The organism is Novosphingobium marinum (genome assembly GCF_013408095.1).
Classification (GTDB): domain Bacteria; phylum Pseudomonadota; class Alphaproteobacteria; order Sphingomonadales; family Sphingomonadaceae; genus Novosphingobium; species Novosphingobium marinum.
Window position 1 is genome coordinate 109,172 of record NZ_JACBZF010000004.1, and the last position, 14,412, is coordinate 123,583.

A 14,412-nucleotide genomic window follows, 5' to 3' on the forward strand; every position below is an offset into this window, starting at 1 on the left:
CGCCAGGCTGTCCCTCCGGGTCAGTTCGCTACTTCGTCGACCGTCCGGTACCAGACCATCTCCGACTTCCAGCCACGCCGCTCGGCCAGCGTCTCGAACTGGTCGGCCCAGTTCGAACTGCGGTTACCGCCATCGCTGGTCAGCAGTTCGCCGGGAAACGGTCCCTGGCCGGTCAGCATCAGGATTCCCGACCAGCCCGAATGCGTCGTGTTGAGCGTGAACCGGTAGCTGTCGTTGCCCAGCGCCTCGACGTTCTGGAGGATCACGTCCTTGTTCGGCGCGAACTGGATCATCTCGCCCGATTCGTTGAGGCCGATCAGCGTCATGTCCTCTTCGAGCCCGCCGAGGTCGAGCGTGAATACAGCCTGCGCGCCGAGCTTGCCCGCATCTGCTCCGGCATTTCCGGGCAGGACGCTCATCTCGAACTTGCGCTGCTTGACCGAAAGCCGCTGGGAGCCTTCCGCGCGGATGTCGTCGAACACTTCGACCGGGCGGCAGAAGTTCGCCGGGATCGGAGACACGTCGCTGAAGTCGATGACCGGCGCTTCGAGACCGACGCGGCGAAGCGCCTGCTCGATGCTGTCCATCGCCGACGCCGAACGGCCCGAAACGCCACGCAGCGACAAGGAAATCTGGTTGCCGTCGGCGTTGACCTGCGATGTGTCGAGCCAGCTGCACGGAATGTCGTGCACCATGCCCTCGATCGTCTCGTTGGCGGCCTGCAGCGGGTTTTCCGGTGGCGGGGGCGGCGGCCCCTCGGCCACGGGCCCGCCCGCACCGGCGCCTGCGGTCGCGGCGTCGTCGCCGCCGGTGAAGAAGACGAGGCCAAGTACGGCGAGCAGCGCGATCACGCCGCCGCCAATGACGAGACCCTTGTTCTGGTCGAACCAGTTGCCTTGCGCGCCGCCGGGCATCGGCCCCGGCGGGACCGAGCGGCCGGACGCAGTGAATTGCCGCCCCGTAGCCTCGCCGAGCAGGTGGAGGACTTCCTCCATCGACTGCGGACGATCCTTGGGATCGGGCTGCAGCATCTTCTGCAGGACCGGCTGCAATTCGGCGGGCGCTTCGGAGACATCGACGCCGGCGCGCCGCTTGTCCACCGCCTCGACGAGCGTCGCGCCCATCTTGACGTCCTTGCCGGTCGCCACGGCAAGCAGCGTGAGCGCCAGCGAATAGACGTCGGTCCAGGGGCCCACGTTGCGATTGAAGTCGCCGAGCTGTTCGGGCGCGACGTAGTTGAGCTTGCCCGCGAAGCCGTCGCCGACGATCGTCTGGCCCGCCGCGTCGAGATCCTTGGCGATGCCGAAATCGATGACCTTCGCGCGTTCGAGGCTGTTGCCTTCGAGCATGACGTTGTCGGGCGAGATGTCGCGATGGATCGCGCCCAGGTTGTGCGCGGCGCCGAGGCCCTCGGACAGCTTGCACAGCAGGCCGATCATGTCCTCGGTCGAGGCATCGAGGCTGGCCAGCTGGTCGGAAAGGTTGGTGCCGTCGATGTAGTCGGTGACGATGTACAGGACGCCCAGGTTCGGCTCCTGCGCCAGCACGCGGTACTGGACGAGGCCGGGGTGGCTGAGCCGCGTGAGCGTGCGCGCTTCCTTGCGGAACATCGCCTGCACCTGCTCGTCCGCGGCGAGATGCGGCAGGATGACCTTGATCGCGACGCGCTCGTCGGTGTTGACGTTGACGCCCTCGAACACCTCGCCCATGCCGCCGCGCGCGATGAAGCGACGAACCTCGAAGATGGAGTTGAGGCAGTCGCCGATCTGGATCTGGCGCGCCGCCCCGGCAAGCTGCGGGTCGATGCTGGGCACGGCCGAAGTGCCGGTACCGTGCGAGCCAAGCGGCACCGCCGATACGCCCGGCGCCGGAGCGGCCTGCGGCGGCATGGACGTTTGCGGCGGCATCGATGTCTCGGGCGGGGTCGATGTCTGCGGCGGCGCGTCGGCCGGCGGGGCGTCGGGCGTCGCCGGCGGCTGGGCGACCGGCCCGTCGTCCGCGCCTGCGGGAGTGTCGGCCGGCGTCGGCTGATCGGGTTCGGGCGGCGTCGGTTCGCCATCCTCGCCGGCCGGGGTCTTCGCCGGTCCGCCGGGGAGCGATCCCGGAAGGGGACTGAACACCGTCCGGTCCTCGCCGGGCGGCGGCTTGCCGTTCTTGTCGTCGCCGCTCACGAAGCTTCTCCGTTAGTCGAAAGGAGGGTGGGTTCGCGCAGGCCAACAACCGTCACGGTGACGTTGTCCGGCGCGCCATGTTCAAGGCATTCCTCTACCAGCGCCTCGCTGGCGTCGTGGCCCCTGGTCCGCAAGAGCTCGACTATCCGGGAAGAGTCGAGCACGCCGTGCAGGCCGTCGCTGCACAGGAGAAACAGGTCGCGCGATTCCACGACGTCGCGGATCGCATCGATCTGGAGGTGCTCCTCGACCCCGACGGCGCGCGCAAGCACGTGCTTCATCGGGTGGTCGACCGCTTCCTCGGGAGTAAGCAGCCCGCGTTCGAGCAGCGCCTCTATCTGGGTGTGGTCGCGGGTGAGCTGGATGAGATTGCCGTCGCGAAACAGGTAGACGCGGCTGTCGCCCGCCCAGAGCACCGCGAATTCGTGCCCGCGCACGACCAGCGCCACGAACGTGGAGCCCATCTGGCTGCCCATTTCCTGAGACTTGTCGAAAATGATGCCGTTGGCGGTATGCACGGCGTCGGCCACGGCATCGCAGGCGCCTTCGAAATCCTCGGGCACGTCCGCCGCCGCGAGCGTTTCCGCGATCGTCTGCGAGGCGAACTGGCCGTTGGTGTGACCGCCCATTCCGTCCGCCACTAGCCAGACGCCCAGACTGGGTTCGCTGAAGTGGCTGTCCTCGTTCTTGCTGCGCACGTTGCCGACATGGGTGGCCGCCGAATCGTCGATTATCATCTGCTGCGTCACCCGGCCATCTCCAGCATGGCGGCGACGATACCGGTGGGATAGCGATCCGCCTCGACGTGGGCCGGCCCCTCCTCGCCCAGCAATGCCCATGCCGGGGAATCGGGAGCCCACGGGAGTTCGGCGGGCACGAGTTCCGCCTCGTGCAGGTCGGACGCTTCCCAGCCATGCTCGAAAGCCTCGTGCAACGCGGCAAGGCAGGCGCCCGAAACGGCCGTGGCCTCTTCGGCATCGCGCGCAGGTGCCGCAAGGATTATCGGAAATTGTCGCCCCACGCGGTCTACTGAAGCACATAATGCTCCGCCGCTCCATAGTCCTTCCGGGTCGCGGTCGACAAAATTGCAGGCAGGTGCGGCCATGTAACGGTCGTTGAAATCGTCGAATGCCGACTGGGCCGTTTCCATCTGAACGGACAGCCAGGCGTCCAGCTGGTCGCGGAACGCGTGATCTATTCCACGCGAAACGAAGTCACCCTGCGATGGCAATTTGCCGAAAAGCCAACGGCTTACAGGACGACCGGACATCGAAAGCTCCATACGCCACCGCCTCGGATGAACGGGTTGTGCTTGTCGGGCAGGCTCACGCGGAAGACGACCGACTTCGCCCCCTGTCCGAACGTCGCGTCGATAGATTGCGGTCCCGTGTTCTCCAGCCGGGCATTGTCCATGAGGCGGAAAAGCGCCCAGGGCCCGCTTTCACGAATCCGGTCGACGACCTCGGGCTTGGCCGCTTCGGCCTCGGGCGGCGCGTACATGGTGAGCGATGCCTCGGGCACGCCCCCCTGCGCCGACCAGACGAGCGGGCGCTCCTCCATCTCGTCCTTTTCGAAGCGGTAGCGCGTGCCGCCCGCATTGAGGTCGACGAGGGTCACGTCCGCACCGAAGGTCTTCGGCTCGATCTTCACGGCGATCCCGGCAACGAGGAGATCCCGCAACTTGCGCGCCTTGGCGAATTCGTCGGGACTGGACGGGGAGAGGTTCGCGGTCTGCGGCGATTCCTCGTTCCACCGCCAGATCGGTCCGCTCATGTCGAGCAGGGGCACGATGCGCTGCTGAACGAAGGCATCGAGCACGCCGTTCATCGCGAACACGCGCTGCACGTCCAGCAGCGACGCGTCCTCCTCGGCAGCCCCGAAGAACGGGTACTTATCGGCCGTCGCGGTCTGGCATTCGGGCAGGATCTTTTCCGAATAGGCTTCGGTCAGCGCGCCCTGCGCGGTGCTGACCGTGGCGGTCGCCCCGCCTTCCGCGGCCGAGGCCACGAAATCCTGCAGCAGCGGCGGCGCACCGCCGGCGGCCGTCGCCACGCCGCCCATCGCCATCGCCATCTGGCCCTGCGCCGATTCGGACCCCATGCTGCCGCCCGCGATCTTGGCGGAAGTCACCGCCGAGCCGGCCTGCCGGATCGACTTGACGAACTCGTCGAGCGGACCGGGGTTCTTGCTGCTGCCGACGTACTGGTGGATGTCCCCGAAGTAGGTCGAAATCTCGGTGCCGGCGTCGAAGCCTTCGGCGCCGCCAGCCGAGCCGACACGCTGCGCGCGGCGGATCGACCGGCCCATGCGCGTGTAGTCGAGCCGCTCCTGGACGATCTGGCCGACCGCGTTCGCCGCGCCGCTTTCTCCGAAAGTCGTATGCTTGCGCAGGTCGAGCAGCAGGATCTTGAGCGGCGACGGCTGCTTGGTGAAGGCACCCAGCGCCGCCGGGTTGTTGAAGTAGTCCGCCGGCTTTGGCGTGGTGATCACCTTCTCCCACGCCTCGATGTAGTCGCGGGCGTAGAGCCGCGCGACGTTCGGGCGTATCTCGGAGATTTGCAGCATCGTGCCCTCGGTCTGCGAATCCTCGCCGAGCACCCAAAGGTCGTTGCGGAAATCCATCGAGACCGTCGTCAGGCCGATCCGGTAGGCCTTGGTGAAACCGTCCTTCGTGAAGAAATACGGCACCTCGAGCTGCATTACCTCGTCGCCGTTGGCGAAGGCCTGCGCATCGCCCGCAGCCAGCGCCGACGTCGCGCGCCAGGGCGCGCCGCCCGAGGCCAGCGCCTTTTGTTTCATCACCGCATAGGCGCGGTCCGCCATGCTGAGCGTCTGCAATGCTGCGCGCGCCGAGGCGATCGTCTGCCCGTCGAGCGGCGCCTTGCGTCCGCCCTCCCAAGAGCTGGCAAGGCCATCCTCGTCCTCGAGCAGCGCGTTGAGATGCTCCTCGAGCTGCTTGCGCACCGGCGCCTGGTCGGCACCGGGGTACATCTCGAATTCCCAGTCGGCCGTGACCCACGACTTGACCGTGCCCTTGTCCATCGGCCCGAGGCCGCCGAGCATCATGTAGGCCTTGAGCGGCTGGTAGAGCTGCATCGGATCGGACGCGTTTGCCGCCATGTATTGTTCGATACGCAGGAGGATGCGCGGCAGCAGGATCCGGCGCAGCGCGTCGCGATAGCTTTCCTGCGCCTGATCGGCGTGGCTGCTCTGGAACAGGCCGAAGCGCATCATCAGGCCCGGCGCGCCCTTACGCTTGTCGGTATAGCCCTGCGGCAGGTTGCGCAGCTCGTTCAGGATCGGAAGCACCTGGTCGAGCTCGGGATCGGTATCGCGCACCTCGACGAGATCGACACCGGTCGACCGGATCGTCCCGGCAAGCGAGTGCGTCTTCTCGTTGAGCTCGGACAGGAATGCGCGGTTGTTGAAGAAGCTGATCGTCCACAGTGTCAGCACCAGCGCGGCTATCGTGGCGATGGCCGCGGACCCGACGATGAGCTGGCGCTGCTGTCGCCGCCGTGCCGAGGGATCGGCGGTGACGAGGCCGGCCTCACCGAAGGCGACCTCGGTCATCAACCGGTTGAGGAAATAGGTGCGTCCCGACTTCGCCGAAGCCTGCGTCGTCGACTGGAAGGCATCGGCGACGCCCGCCAGGATGCGGTCTAAAGGCGCGCCTTCCTGTACGCCGCTGGTGAAATAGAATCCGCGCAGGGTCGCTGTCGGCGTGTCGCCCTCGACGAAGGCGCCGTCGATAAACCGCGCCAGGCGGCTGCGCAGCGCGGCTAGCTGTGCCGGGTAGCCGAGGATCAGGCTGCGGCGCGCGTGGTCCACCTCCTCGAACAGGCGCTTGGCCTGCCGTTCGCTTTGCGCGTTCACGAGCTGGTCGAATTCGGAGACGATGTCGTCGATGGAGGGATTCTTGTTCTCTACCGGCAGGGTCGCCCCCAGCACCGCGCGCCGTCCCTCGACGTCGAGATCGTCGTAGTATTCGCAGAAGCCCGCGATGAGGTCGGCCTTGGTGACGAGCAGGTAGACGGGGACCGACACTTCCAGCTCGGAGCGCATCTCGATGAGCCGCCGCCTGACGAGCGAGGCGTGCCGGTCGAGTTCGGCGCGGTCGGACTTGACGAGTTCGTCGACGCCGATGGCGACGATGACGCCGTTGATCGGAGACAGCGGCCGGTGCTTTTTCAGGAGCGAGAGGAAACTCTTCCACCCCTGCGTATCGACCGATGTGTCCGAATCCTGCGTGGTGTACCGACCGGCGGTATCGACCATCGCGGCTTCCTCGGCGAACCAGAAGTCGAGGTTGCGCGTTCCGCCGACGCCCTTCACCGACTGGTCGGCGAACGGGAAGCGAAGCCCGGAATTGAGGAGCGCGGTGGTCTTGCCCGCACCCGGCGGGCCGATGATGACGTACCAGGGGCGGCTATAGAGATAGTCGCGCTTCTTGCCCGACTTCTCCTTCAGCGAGGCGAGCGCTTCCTTCATGCGCTCGGCAACGGCGGCGGATTCCTCGTCCTCGGCGGTGGGGGTGGCCAGTTCCTTCTCGATCGCCTCGGCCGCCTTGCGCGCCTTGCGGCGGCGCCACCAGGCCCAGAACAGCCAGAGCGCGACGATCGAGACGCCGATCGTGATGCGGATCCACATGGGCCGCATCGACAGCACGAAGAAGGGCAGGCCGACGCACAGGGTCAGCACCAGCAGCACGACGGCGAGCCCGGTCAGGAACCACCAGCTCTTGAAGAAACGCTTCATCTCTTCTTCTCCCGGTCCCGTTTACCTGCGCCGCGGCACGACGACTTCGACGCGGCGGTTCTTGCTCTTGCCCTCCGCCGTCTCGTTGGTGGCGATCGGTCGTGCATCGCCGTAGCCTTCGACCGAGACGCGGCCCGGCTGCGACACCTCGCTCCTGATGATGCCCGCCACGGTTTCGGCGCGTGCCTTCGAAAGCGCGGTGTTGTCGGGGAAGGCCAGCGTCGCGATCTGGTCGCTGTCGGCATGGCCTTCGACCTTCACGTAGCCTTCCTCTTCCTCGACCGCCTTGCCGATGCGCGTGAACAGCGCGGCGCGCCCGGGTTCGAGCTGGTCTGAGCCCGATTCGAACAGCTGGCCGATCGTCGTGCGCACGCGGACGGTGGAGGCGTCTTCCTCGACCACCACGAGACCCTCGTTGATCTCGGGTTCGAGGAAGCCCTTCAGGCGCGATGCCTGCGCGCTGTCAGCCGACGGCGGCGGCGCGGTGCCTTCGCGCGAGAGGCGCAGCGGCTCGCTGGGCGTGATGTTGTTGATGCCGTCCCACGGATCGGACCCGCTCGCCATCAGCAGCAGGCGAAGGATGATGTAGATCAGCAGCAGCCCCGCAACCGTCGCGGCGGCGATCAGCATCACCTTGTTCCACAGGCCGACCTTGTTGAGCGGCGCGTCCGCGCCCTTCCAGTGCGGCGAGATGACCTGCTGCGACAGCGAGCGAGGGTGTTCGAGCGCGCCGTAGAGGTTGTGAATGATCTGCTGCAGTCGCGCGCGCCCGTCGGGCATGACGCGGAAGCGGCCCTCGAACCCGGCGGCAAGGCAATCGGCGAACAGCTCGATCAGCTCGGCATTTTCGGCGGGCCGGGCGAGAAGCTGGTCGACGAGCTGCCAGAACCGGTCGCCGCCGATGTTCTCGCGGAAGAACATGACGACGAGGCTTCGCCGCGCCCACTCTGCCCCGTCCTGGCCGATGTTGGGCAGGTTCTGCGCGATGTCGTCGACCGTGGCGCAGAGCGCGTAGCGCGCGCGCATGCGCACTTCCTCGGGATAGGCGGGAGCAATGGCCCGGTCGTAGGCGGCGATGCGCTCGCTCGCTTCCTTGTGGAACGCGGGCATCGAGATACGCGCCCGGCCCGAGCGGACGCTGGCCGCCAGCGCAAGCACCGCCGACGCTTCCATGACCAGCAGGCTGCGCGATTCGCGCGCCAGCTTGGGCGTGGGAATGTCCTCGTCGTTGAGGCGATGCTGCGACTGGACGAAGGCGGCCTCGTTCTGGCCCGCGCCGACGAAGCCCGGCGGCGGGTTGTCGTAGAACATCGGCGTCTGCGGAGGTGCGGCCTGCGGCGGCGGGGGCTGCGGCGTGCCGAACTGCGGCGGCGGCTCGTACCCGCCGGTCCCCCAGTTTTGCGGGGGAGGAGGTGGCGGCGGAGGCGCGGCGCCGGCGCCGCCCTGCTGCCCCTGTCGCATTCCCGAAAGCGGCGATGGCCGGAAGACCGTGCGGTTGCCGCCGCCCGAATTATTGTCGCCGCTCATCGTGACGTTCCCTTAACGCACCACAATTCCATCTTGAGCTCAGGCCAGTCGCCCGCGACGTGCAGGCCCATCGCCGTCGACGTCGCGAAATCGCGCCAGTCCGGCACGCCGCGGTCGAGCTCGAAATAGACGAAGCCCGGCAGCACGCGCAGTTGCGGCGGCGGCGTCGGCGTGTGGCGCAGCGGGACGCCGGGAAGCGCCGAATCGACGATCTGGTTCATCTTCTCGACCGCGCCCAGCTTGGCGACCGAGGGGAACAGCCCGCGCACCTCGTCCGCCGACGCGGCCGCGCGAACCGCGAGGAAGAAATACCCGTGCTGGTAGAGATTGCGGTCGACGATGGGCGAGACCCACGCGCCCGGCCCCGCCTGGTCGAGCGGAAGCTGGACGGTCGAGCGGTCGAACACCGCCGACAGCATCGACTGGAGCAGGTCGAACAGCGGCTCGAAGGTGCCGCGCAGGTCCTCGTGATCGTAGGGCGGGAGCGTCGGTGCCTTGCGCTCGGGCTTGATGCCCGTCGCGATTTCCCCGGCAAGGCTCGCCAGTTCCTCGTAAAGACGCTCGGGATGGACGACCGGCAGGCTCTGCAAGTGGCGCAGCACGGGAATCCAGCGGTTGAGCGCCTGCAGCAGCAGGAAGCTCTTGAAGGTGTCGGACCCGCCATCGGTTGCTTCGGCGGCGCGCAGCGCGAGCTCGTCGGCGCGCTGCGTGCACCGGCCCAGGATGTCGTCGAGCCCGTGCTCGAGCGGGTAGGCGGCCGCGATGTCCTGGACGGGCGGGATGTAGCGATCATCGAACATCACCTTGGTGCCCTGTAACTCGCGGACATGGACGAGGCCGCACAGGACGCGTCCGTAGGTCTGGTCGCGGGTGACGCCGTAGGTGAGGTTGGGCCAGGCTAGTTCGAGCGGCTCGCTGTCGCGATCGGCGGAGAAATTGTCGACCACGCTGGCTTCGCCGACGACGTAGCGAATCTCCGGCCGGACATCCTCGGCTTCGGCGAATTCCTGTGCGCCGCCCTGGGCCGTGGGCAGGGTGAGGTAGATTGTCGCGTCGCGGGTGTCGCCGGGAACCTCCAGCGGCGGCGGCGGCGGCTGGTCACCGGGTATGGAGAACACGGTGCCATCGGGCATCACGCCCCGCGCGCGCGTGATCGTGAACTTGCCCATCTGGGCCAGTTCCTCGTCGAACTGGACCTCGGTAAGGCCCCAGGAATAGGGCCGGATCATCTCGGCGCGCGCGCGCAGCCGCGAATCGAAGGAACGGTCGGCCTGCTGGAAATGCTGGGGGCGCAGGAACTGCCCCTCTCTCCAGGCGACGCGATTGTTCCCCGACATGTAAGTCCCCCGAGCCTCGTTCCAATTAGTAAAGCACAGCTTCACCGGAAGCGAAAGGAACGTTATAGCCTATTCGACTGGTCTGCTTGGCGATTTGGGGCAACGGGGAGAAATTATGGACGAGATTTCGTTCGACCCCCGCAGTTGGGCCGGTCGCGATCCCTCGAAAAAGGATGCGACGAAAAAGCCGGACGCAGAAGACTCGACCGATTCGCGTGAGAGCCTGCCCGAGATGTGGCGGGGTGTCGCGTCTTCGCCTGCCCAGCCTTCGAGCGCCACCTCCGCCGCGCCCGCCGAGCCCGCTGCACGGCCCGCAACCCCTCCCGACGACGCGGCGGCTGTTGGCGCCGACGCCGGAAAGTCCGCCTCGCTCGGCCGGATGCCGATCATGCTGGGCGCATCGGCGGCGCTGCTTGCCGGTGCCGCGGCGCTGGCCTGGTTCACGCGCGAGCCTCCCACGCTCGAAGCGGTCCCGGTCGTCGCGGACGCGGGCGCACCGGTCGAGGCCCTCCCCGCCGCCGCACCACAGGAAGACGGTCCGATTCCGGTCGAGCGCGCGCTCAACCTCGCCGATCCGGGCGACCTGTTCGCCGCTCTCGCCTCGATGCACATTCCGCCCGAGGAGGCCGATGCCGCTGCCCGCGCCGCCGCAAGCCTGCTGAGCGCACCCGGCAACATCAAGGCCCGCATCACGCTGCTGCCGGCAGGCGAAGGCTTCACGCTCGACAGCATCCATGCATCCTATGCCGACGGGTCGGGCGCCGCGATCATGCGCGATGCCTCAGGAACGTTCACGGGGCAGGCGATCGCCGCCGAGCTGACCAGCCGCGTCACCGTCCTTCGTGGCGAGCTCGACAGCGAGAGCTTCTACAGTTCGGCGGTTTCGGCCGGTGTCATCGACACGCTCATTCCCGAATTCATCAATGCCTTCGCCTACGACTTCAACCTCGCGTCCGAAATCGAGGCCGGCGACACTTTCGAGGTCGCCTACGAGCAGGCGGTCAACCAGGAAGGCGATGCGGTCGGCCAGCCGCAGCTGCTGTTCGCCTCGCTCACCACCAAGGACAAGAGCCTCGACCTTTATCGCTTCCAGCTGCCCGGCGGGAAAGTGGGCTGGTACGATGGCAACGGCGCGCTGACCCAGCGCGGCTTCATGCGCACCCCGATCGACGGCGCGCGCATCAGTTCCAAGTTCGGGATGCGGTTTCATCCGGTGCTGAAGTACAACCGGCTCCACGGCGGGGTCGACTTCGCTGCCCCCACGGGCACGCCGATCTACGCCGCAGCGGCGGGGACGGTCGTTTCGGCGACGCCCAGCCGGTGCGCGGGTAACATGGCGATCCTCTCGCACGACAAGGGTTACCAGACCCGCTATTTCCACCTCAGCCGCTATGCCGACGGGCTGTCGGCGGGCTCACCGGTCCAGCAGGGCCAGACGATAGGCTTCGTCGGCAACACCGGGACATGCACCACCGGCCCGCACCTGCACTACGAAGTGCATGTCGAGGGCAAGAAGATCGATCCGCTTTCGGTCAAGACCGCCGACAGCGAGCGCAAGCGCATCGACGGCGACGCTCTCGCCGCCTTCCGCAAGGAGCGCGACCGCGTTGACGTCGCCCGCGCGCAGCAGAGCTACTAGGCCGGCGCGGCCTGCGGGTCCCGAACCCCGCCGGGCCTGGGCAATGCGAACAGCGGCACTATCAGCGCGACGAGCACCAGCGTCGTGCCGATGCTGGTGTTGAGCCCCTCGCCCCCGCCGCCCCACAGGACCGCGCCCGCAAGCTCGAAATCGGCGACCGACCCGAACGGTCCCGAACCGGGATTGGGGACAAGCCCGAGGCCGAGGTCCTCGGTCGCGTTCCATGCGACGTGCGCGCCGACAGGAGCGGCCAGCCCGCCGCTGCGGTCCGCCAGCGATCCGAACAGGACGCCTGCAAGCACGATGTTGACGAACGACTGCCAGTGCACCGGCCCGCTGACGAGATGGAGGACGGCGAAGAGGAAGGCGGCGAGCAGGATGCCGGCAAAGGGCGTGACCAGCTTGCCGAGCACGCGCTGGAGCCAGCCGCGCACCAGCACTTCCTCGGCGCCGGCCTGGACGACGATTACGCCGAGGCCGCCAAGCAACGCTGCTATGCCCGCGCCTCCCGCCGGCCCCGTGACGACTCGCCCGTTGAGCCAGGAAAGCGCGAATGCGAGCAGCAGTCCCGCGACGCCGATGGCAAAGCCAGCAGCACTCCAGCCGACCGGCGCATCGCCCGCGCGAAGGACGCGAACGCGGCACAGCCAGCCCAGTCCCAGCGCCAGCAGCGCGAGCGGAAAGAACAACAGGAGGTAGAAGACCGCCGCTGCCGCGAACTCGCCTTCGACCGGGACGTAGGCGAAAGCGTAGGGAGCGCCCTTGATCCAGCCCCAGGTGGCAGCGAGCCCCAGCGGTATCGAAATCCAGCGACGGATTGCCAGCGAACCGCTTTCCGGCCCGACCGGCGCTTCGCCCGGAACTGTTTCGGCAGTGTCGGCCATCGTGCCCCTCCCCGACATCGGGGAGGATTATGCCAGCCCCGCGCCGACAGGCAAGGTCAGAGCGACGGCGTCATCGCCTTTCGGGGAAAAAGTCGGGGCTGGCGCGCGGCTTACTTGCCGACGCCGGCCGGCACGAGATAGCCGCCGCACGAACCGGTGTTGGCGCAATAGCGGTCCTGCAGGTAGGCGCGGTCTTCCTCGTACTTCTTCTTCGCCTCGCGATAGTCCGAGAAATGCACGCCATCGGGGTTCGAGGCAGCATGCTCGGCCATCATTTCCTTGTAGAACTTCTGCTGGCTCTGCGGCGAGAAGCGCTGCTGACCGGCAACCTGCTGGTTGTACAGGTTAGTAATCGCTTCCTGGTGACCGACCATCGAACGGGCAAAGCCGTTCATCTTGTTCTCGTAATAGCTGGCAAGCGCCGAGAGGCACTCGTTGATCTTCACGACGCGGCCGAGGCTGTCGGGCACCGCCTGGAAATCCTCACGGCAGGAAGGATATCCTTCGGCCGGGAACTTCGGCGTGGCGGGCATCTGCGGCAGCGCGGCGCGATCGTGCACGGTGTTGGCCGAAGCGGAGATAAAGGCCAGCGAGTTGGGATCCTCGTCGTTGCCCGGGAAGGAGGGCCCGGCCTGCGACGACGGCGCGGGTCCGGCTGCCGGAGCGGGCTTGGGCTGGACCATCGCGGTGCTTTCCGGCAGCGGCTTGGGCGCCGGCGCGGCGGCCATCGGAGGCGGCGTCACCGCCTTGGGCGCTGGCGAAGGAGCTGGCGTTGGAGCAGGAGCGGCAGCGGCGACCGACGTCGAAGACTGCGAGCCGGAGAGCTGGACGATGCGCTCGTTGGCGATCTTCGCAAAGACACCGTTGGGGAAGCGGTTGAGATAGTCCTGGTAGTCCTCGACCGTGTTCTTCGCATCGGCGTACTTCCAAGCGTAGGCGTCCGCCAGGCCGGCGGCCGCCGACGAGGCGTTGCCCTGTTGCTGCGCGGCCGATTGCGGCGGGTTCACGAGGAAGAATTCCTGCCCGCCGATGCTCATGTTCGTCCACGGGGTCTGCTTGCCGCCCGTCTCGTTGAGGACGTCCTCGCGAACGACCGAGCCGAGGCGATGGATCGACAGGCCCGGTTCGGGGAGACGTTCGGAAAGGGCGCGGGCAAACGGCGAGTTGTCGCCAAGACCGTCGGTCGCGACCTGACCGCTGGCTGCGGCGAAGAGGACCAGTGCGCCCTCCACCTCGGTTTCGGCAAGGCCGCGCGGAACCGAGCGAACCGCCGATTGCCAGTTGCTGCCGAAAGGATTGTTGCGGCACGCGTCGAGGACCACGATGCGGTACTGGGCACCGGCCAGAGTCTCGAGAAGGCCGTCGAGCTCGATCGCCTCGAAGCGCAGGTCGCGCGATTCCATCAGCGAGGCGTCGACGGGCAGAACCCAGTTGCGCCCGGCGCTCTCCATGCCGTGACCGGCATAGTAGATCATCGCGACCTCGGCGCCGTCCGCCTGCGAGCGGAAGTCGCGCAGAGTCTGGTCGAAATTGTCCTTCGTCAGGTTCTCGACGAGAGTGACCTTGAACCCGGCCTTCGCCGCCGACGTCGCCATCAGCTTGGCATCGGCCACCGGGTTGGGAAGGTAGCTGGTGTTGGCGTACGCGGAATTGCCGATGATCAGCGCGGCACGGCGCGCGTTGGCCGGTGCCGAGATCAACAGGGCGACGACCAGCGCGAGGCCGGCAAGAACCATGAGGCGATAGGTCGGACCAAGAGGACCGGAACGGGCGAAAACTGACATTTCAATACAGCAGCCTCTGCAGAAGAGGCCGTCCCTCAAATCGGTTAAGTCGCGATTCACTCCCTAATAGCGCAATTTCGCTTTCAGGTTAACTGCCTTTTTCTGTCGGGGGCCGGCGCGTCTCCCGCCGGGACAACCCCGATGCGGGGACTTAACGAAGTCGTCGCAAGTTGCGCCACGGGTCCGGCAGTGTCCTCCGAAGTACCGGATCATGACATTGCACGGCCCTTGTCGCTATGTACCTATGGCCCAATTGGATTTTTGTGGTTATGAACCCGACGCACAATAGGGTCGTACAGCGGGCAGGGAGTC

9 protein-coding genes are annotated in these 14,412 nt (G+C 67.1%); 1 reads left to right on the forward strand and 8 read right to left on the reverse strand.

The genetic code is table 11. The annotated features are described in order from the left end of the window. Positions 1–20 precede the first annotated feature (20 nt). The 6 genes from FHS75_RS11960 to tssK are packed head-to-tail and all read right to left on the reverse strand — an operon-like array spanning position 21 to position 9,793. Positions 21–2,171 carry a serine/threonine-protein kinase gene (locus tag FHS75_RS11960; RefSeq protein WP_179407927.1) on the reverse strand — a complete coding sequence of 717 codons (2,151 nt, stop codon included), beginning with the start codon at positions 2,169–2,171 and terminating at the stop codon, positions 21–23. Continuing rightward, entirely contained in the window at positions 2,168–2,920 is a 753-nt protein-coding gene (locus FHS75_RS11965; protein WP_229735577.1) for a PP2C family protein-serine/threonine phosphatase, read from the reverse strand. The genes FHS75_RS11960 and FHS75_RS11965 overlap by 4 nt, the downstream gene beginning before the upstream one ends. Continuing rightward, positions 2,917–3,441: a type VI secretion system-associated protein TagF gene (gene tagF, locus FHS75_RS11970; protein WP_179407928.1), complete on the reverse strand. Its 525-nt coding sequence runs from the start codon at positions 3,439–3,441 to the stop codon at positions 2,917–2,919. The genes FHS75_RS11965 and tagF overlap by 4 nt, the downstream gene beginning before the upstream one ends. Next, positions 3,423–6,929, reverse strand: coding sequence for a type VI secretion system membrane subunit TssM (tssM, locus tag FHS75_RS11975; protein ID WP_179407929.1), 3,507 nt, complete (start codon positions 6,927–6,929; stop codon positions 3,423–3,425). Before tssM ends, tagF begins: the two co-directional genes overlap by 19 nt. Before the next feature lie 21 nt (positions 6,930–6,950). After that, positions 6,951–8,456, reverse strand: coding sequence for a type IVB secretion system protein IcmH/DotU (icmH, locus tag FHS75_RS11980; RefSeq protein ID WP_179407930.1), 1,506 nt, complete (start codon positions 8,454–8,456; stop codon positions 6,951–6,953). Continuing rightward, on the reverse strand, positions 8,453–9,793 hold the full coding sequence (tssK, locus tag FHS75_RS11985; RefSeq protein WP_179407931.1) for a type VI secretion system baseplate subunit TssK: 1,341 nt from the start codon (positions 9,791–9,793) through the stop codon (positions 8,453–8,455). Before tssK ends, icmH begins: the two co-directional genes overlap by 4 nt. 115 nt (positions 9,794–9,908) lie before the next feature. Here tssK and FHS75_RS11990 point away from each other — a divergent pair, with 115 nt between their 5' ends. Further along, entirely contained in the window at positions 9,909–11,432 is a 1,524-nt protein-coding gene (locus tag FHS75_RS11990; protein ID WP_179407932.1) for a M23 family metallopeptidase, read from the forward strand. Here FHS75_RS11990 and FHS75_RS11995 read toward each other — a convergent pair. After that, positions 11,429–12,316, reverse strand: coding sequence for a CPBP family intramembrane glutamic endopeptidase (locus FHS75_RS11995; RefSeq protein WP_179407933.1), 888 nt, complete (start codon positions 12,314–12,316; stop codon positions 11,429–11,431). The two genes, FHS75_RS11990 and FHS75_RS11995, sit on opposite strands and share 4 nt — an antisense overlap. Before the next feature lie 110 nt (positions 12,317–12,426). Beyond that, complete coding sequence (locus FHS75_RS12000) at positions 12,427–14,100, reverse strand: caspase family protein (RefSeq protein WP_179407934.1); 1,674 nt, start codon at positions 14,098–14,100, stop codon at positions 12,427–12,429. Positions 14,101–14,412: the final 312 nt, after the last annotated feature.

Excerpts from the sequence above, each read along its gene's own strand:
- tagF (WP_179407928.1), bottom strand. The coding sequence starts at position 3,441 with ATGTCCGGTCGTCCTGTAAGCCGTTGGCTTTTCGGCAAATTGCCATCG.
- tssM (WP_179407929.1), bottom strand. The coding sequence starts at position 6,929 with ATGAAGCGTTTCTTCAAGAGCTGGTGGTTCCTGACCGGGCTCGCCGTC.
- icmH (WP_179407930.1), bottom strand. The coding sequence starts at position 8,456 with ATGAGCGGCGACAATAATTCGGGCGGCGGCAACCGCACGGTCTTCCGG.
- tssK (WP_179407931.1), bottom strand. The coding sequence starts at position 9,793 with ATGTCGGGGAACAATCGCGTCGCCTGGAGAGAGGGGCAGTTCCTGCGC.
- FHS75_RS11990 (WP_179407932.1), top strand. The coding sequence starts at position 9,909 with ATGGACGAGATTTCGTTCGACCCCCGCAGTTGGGCCGGTCGCGATCCC.
- FHS75_RS11995 (WP_179407933.1), bottom strand. The coding sequence starts at position 12,316 with ATGGCCGACACTGCCGAAACAGTTCCGGGCGAAGCGCCGGTCGGGCCG.
- FHS75_RS12000 (WP_179407934.1), bottom strand. The coding sequence starts at position 14,100 with ATGTCAGTTTTCGCCCGTTCCGGTCCTCTTGGTCCGACCTATCGCCTC.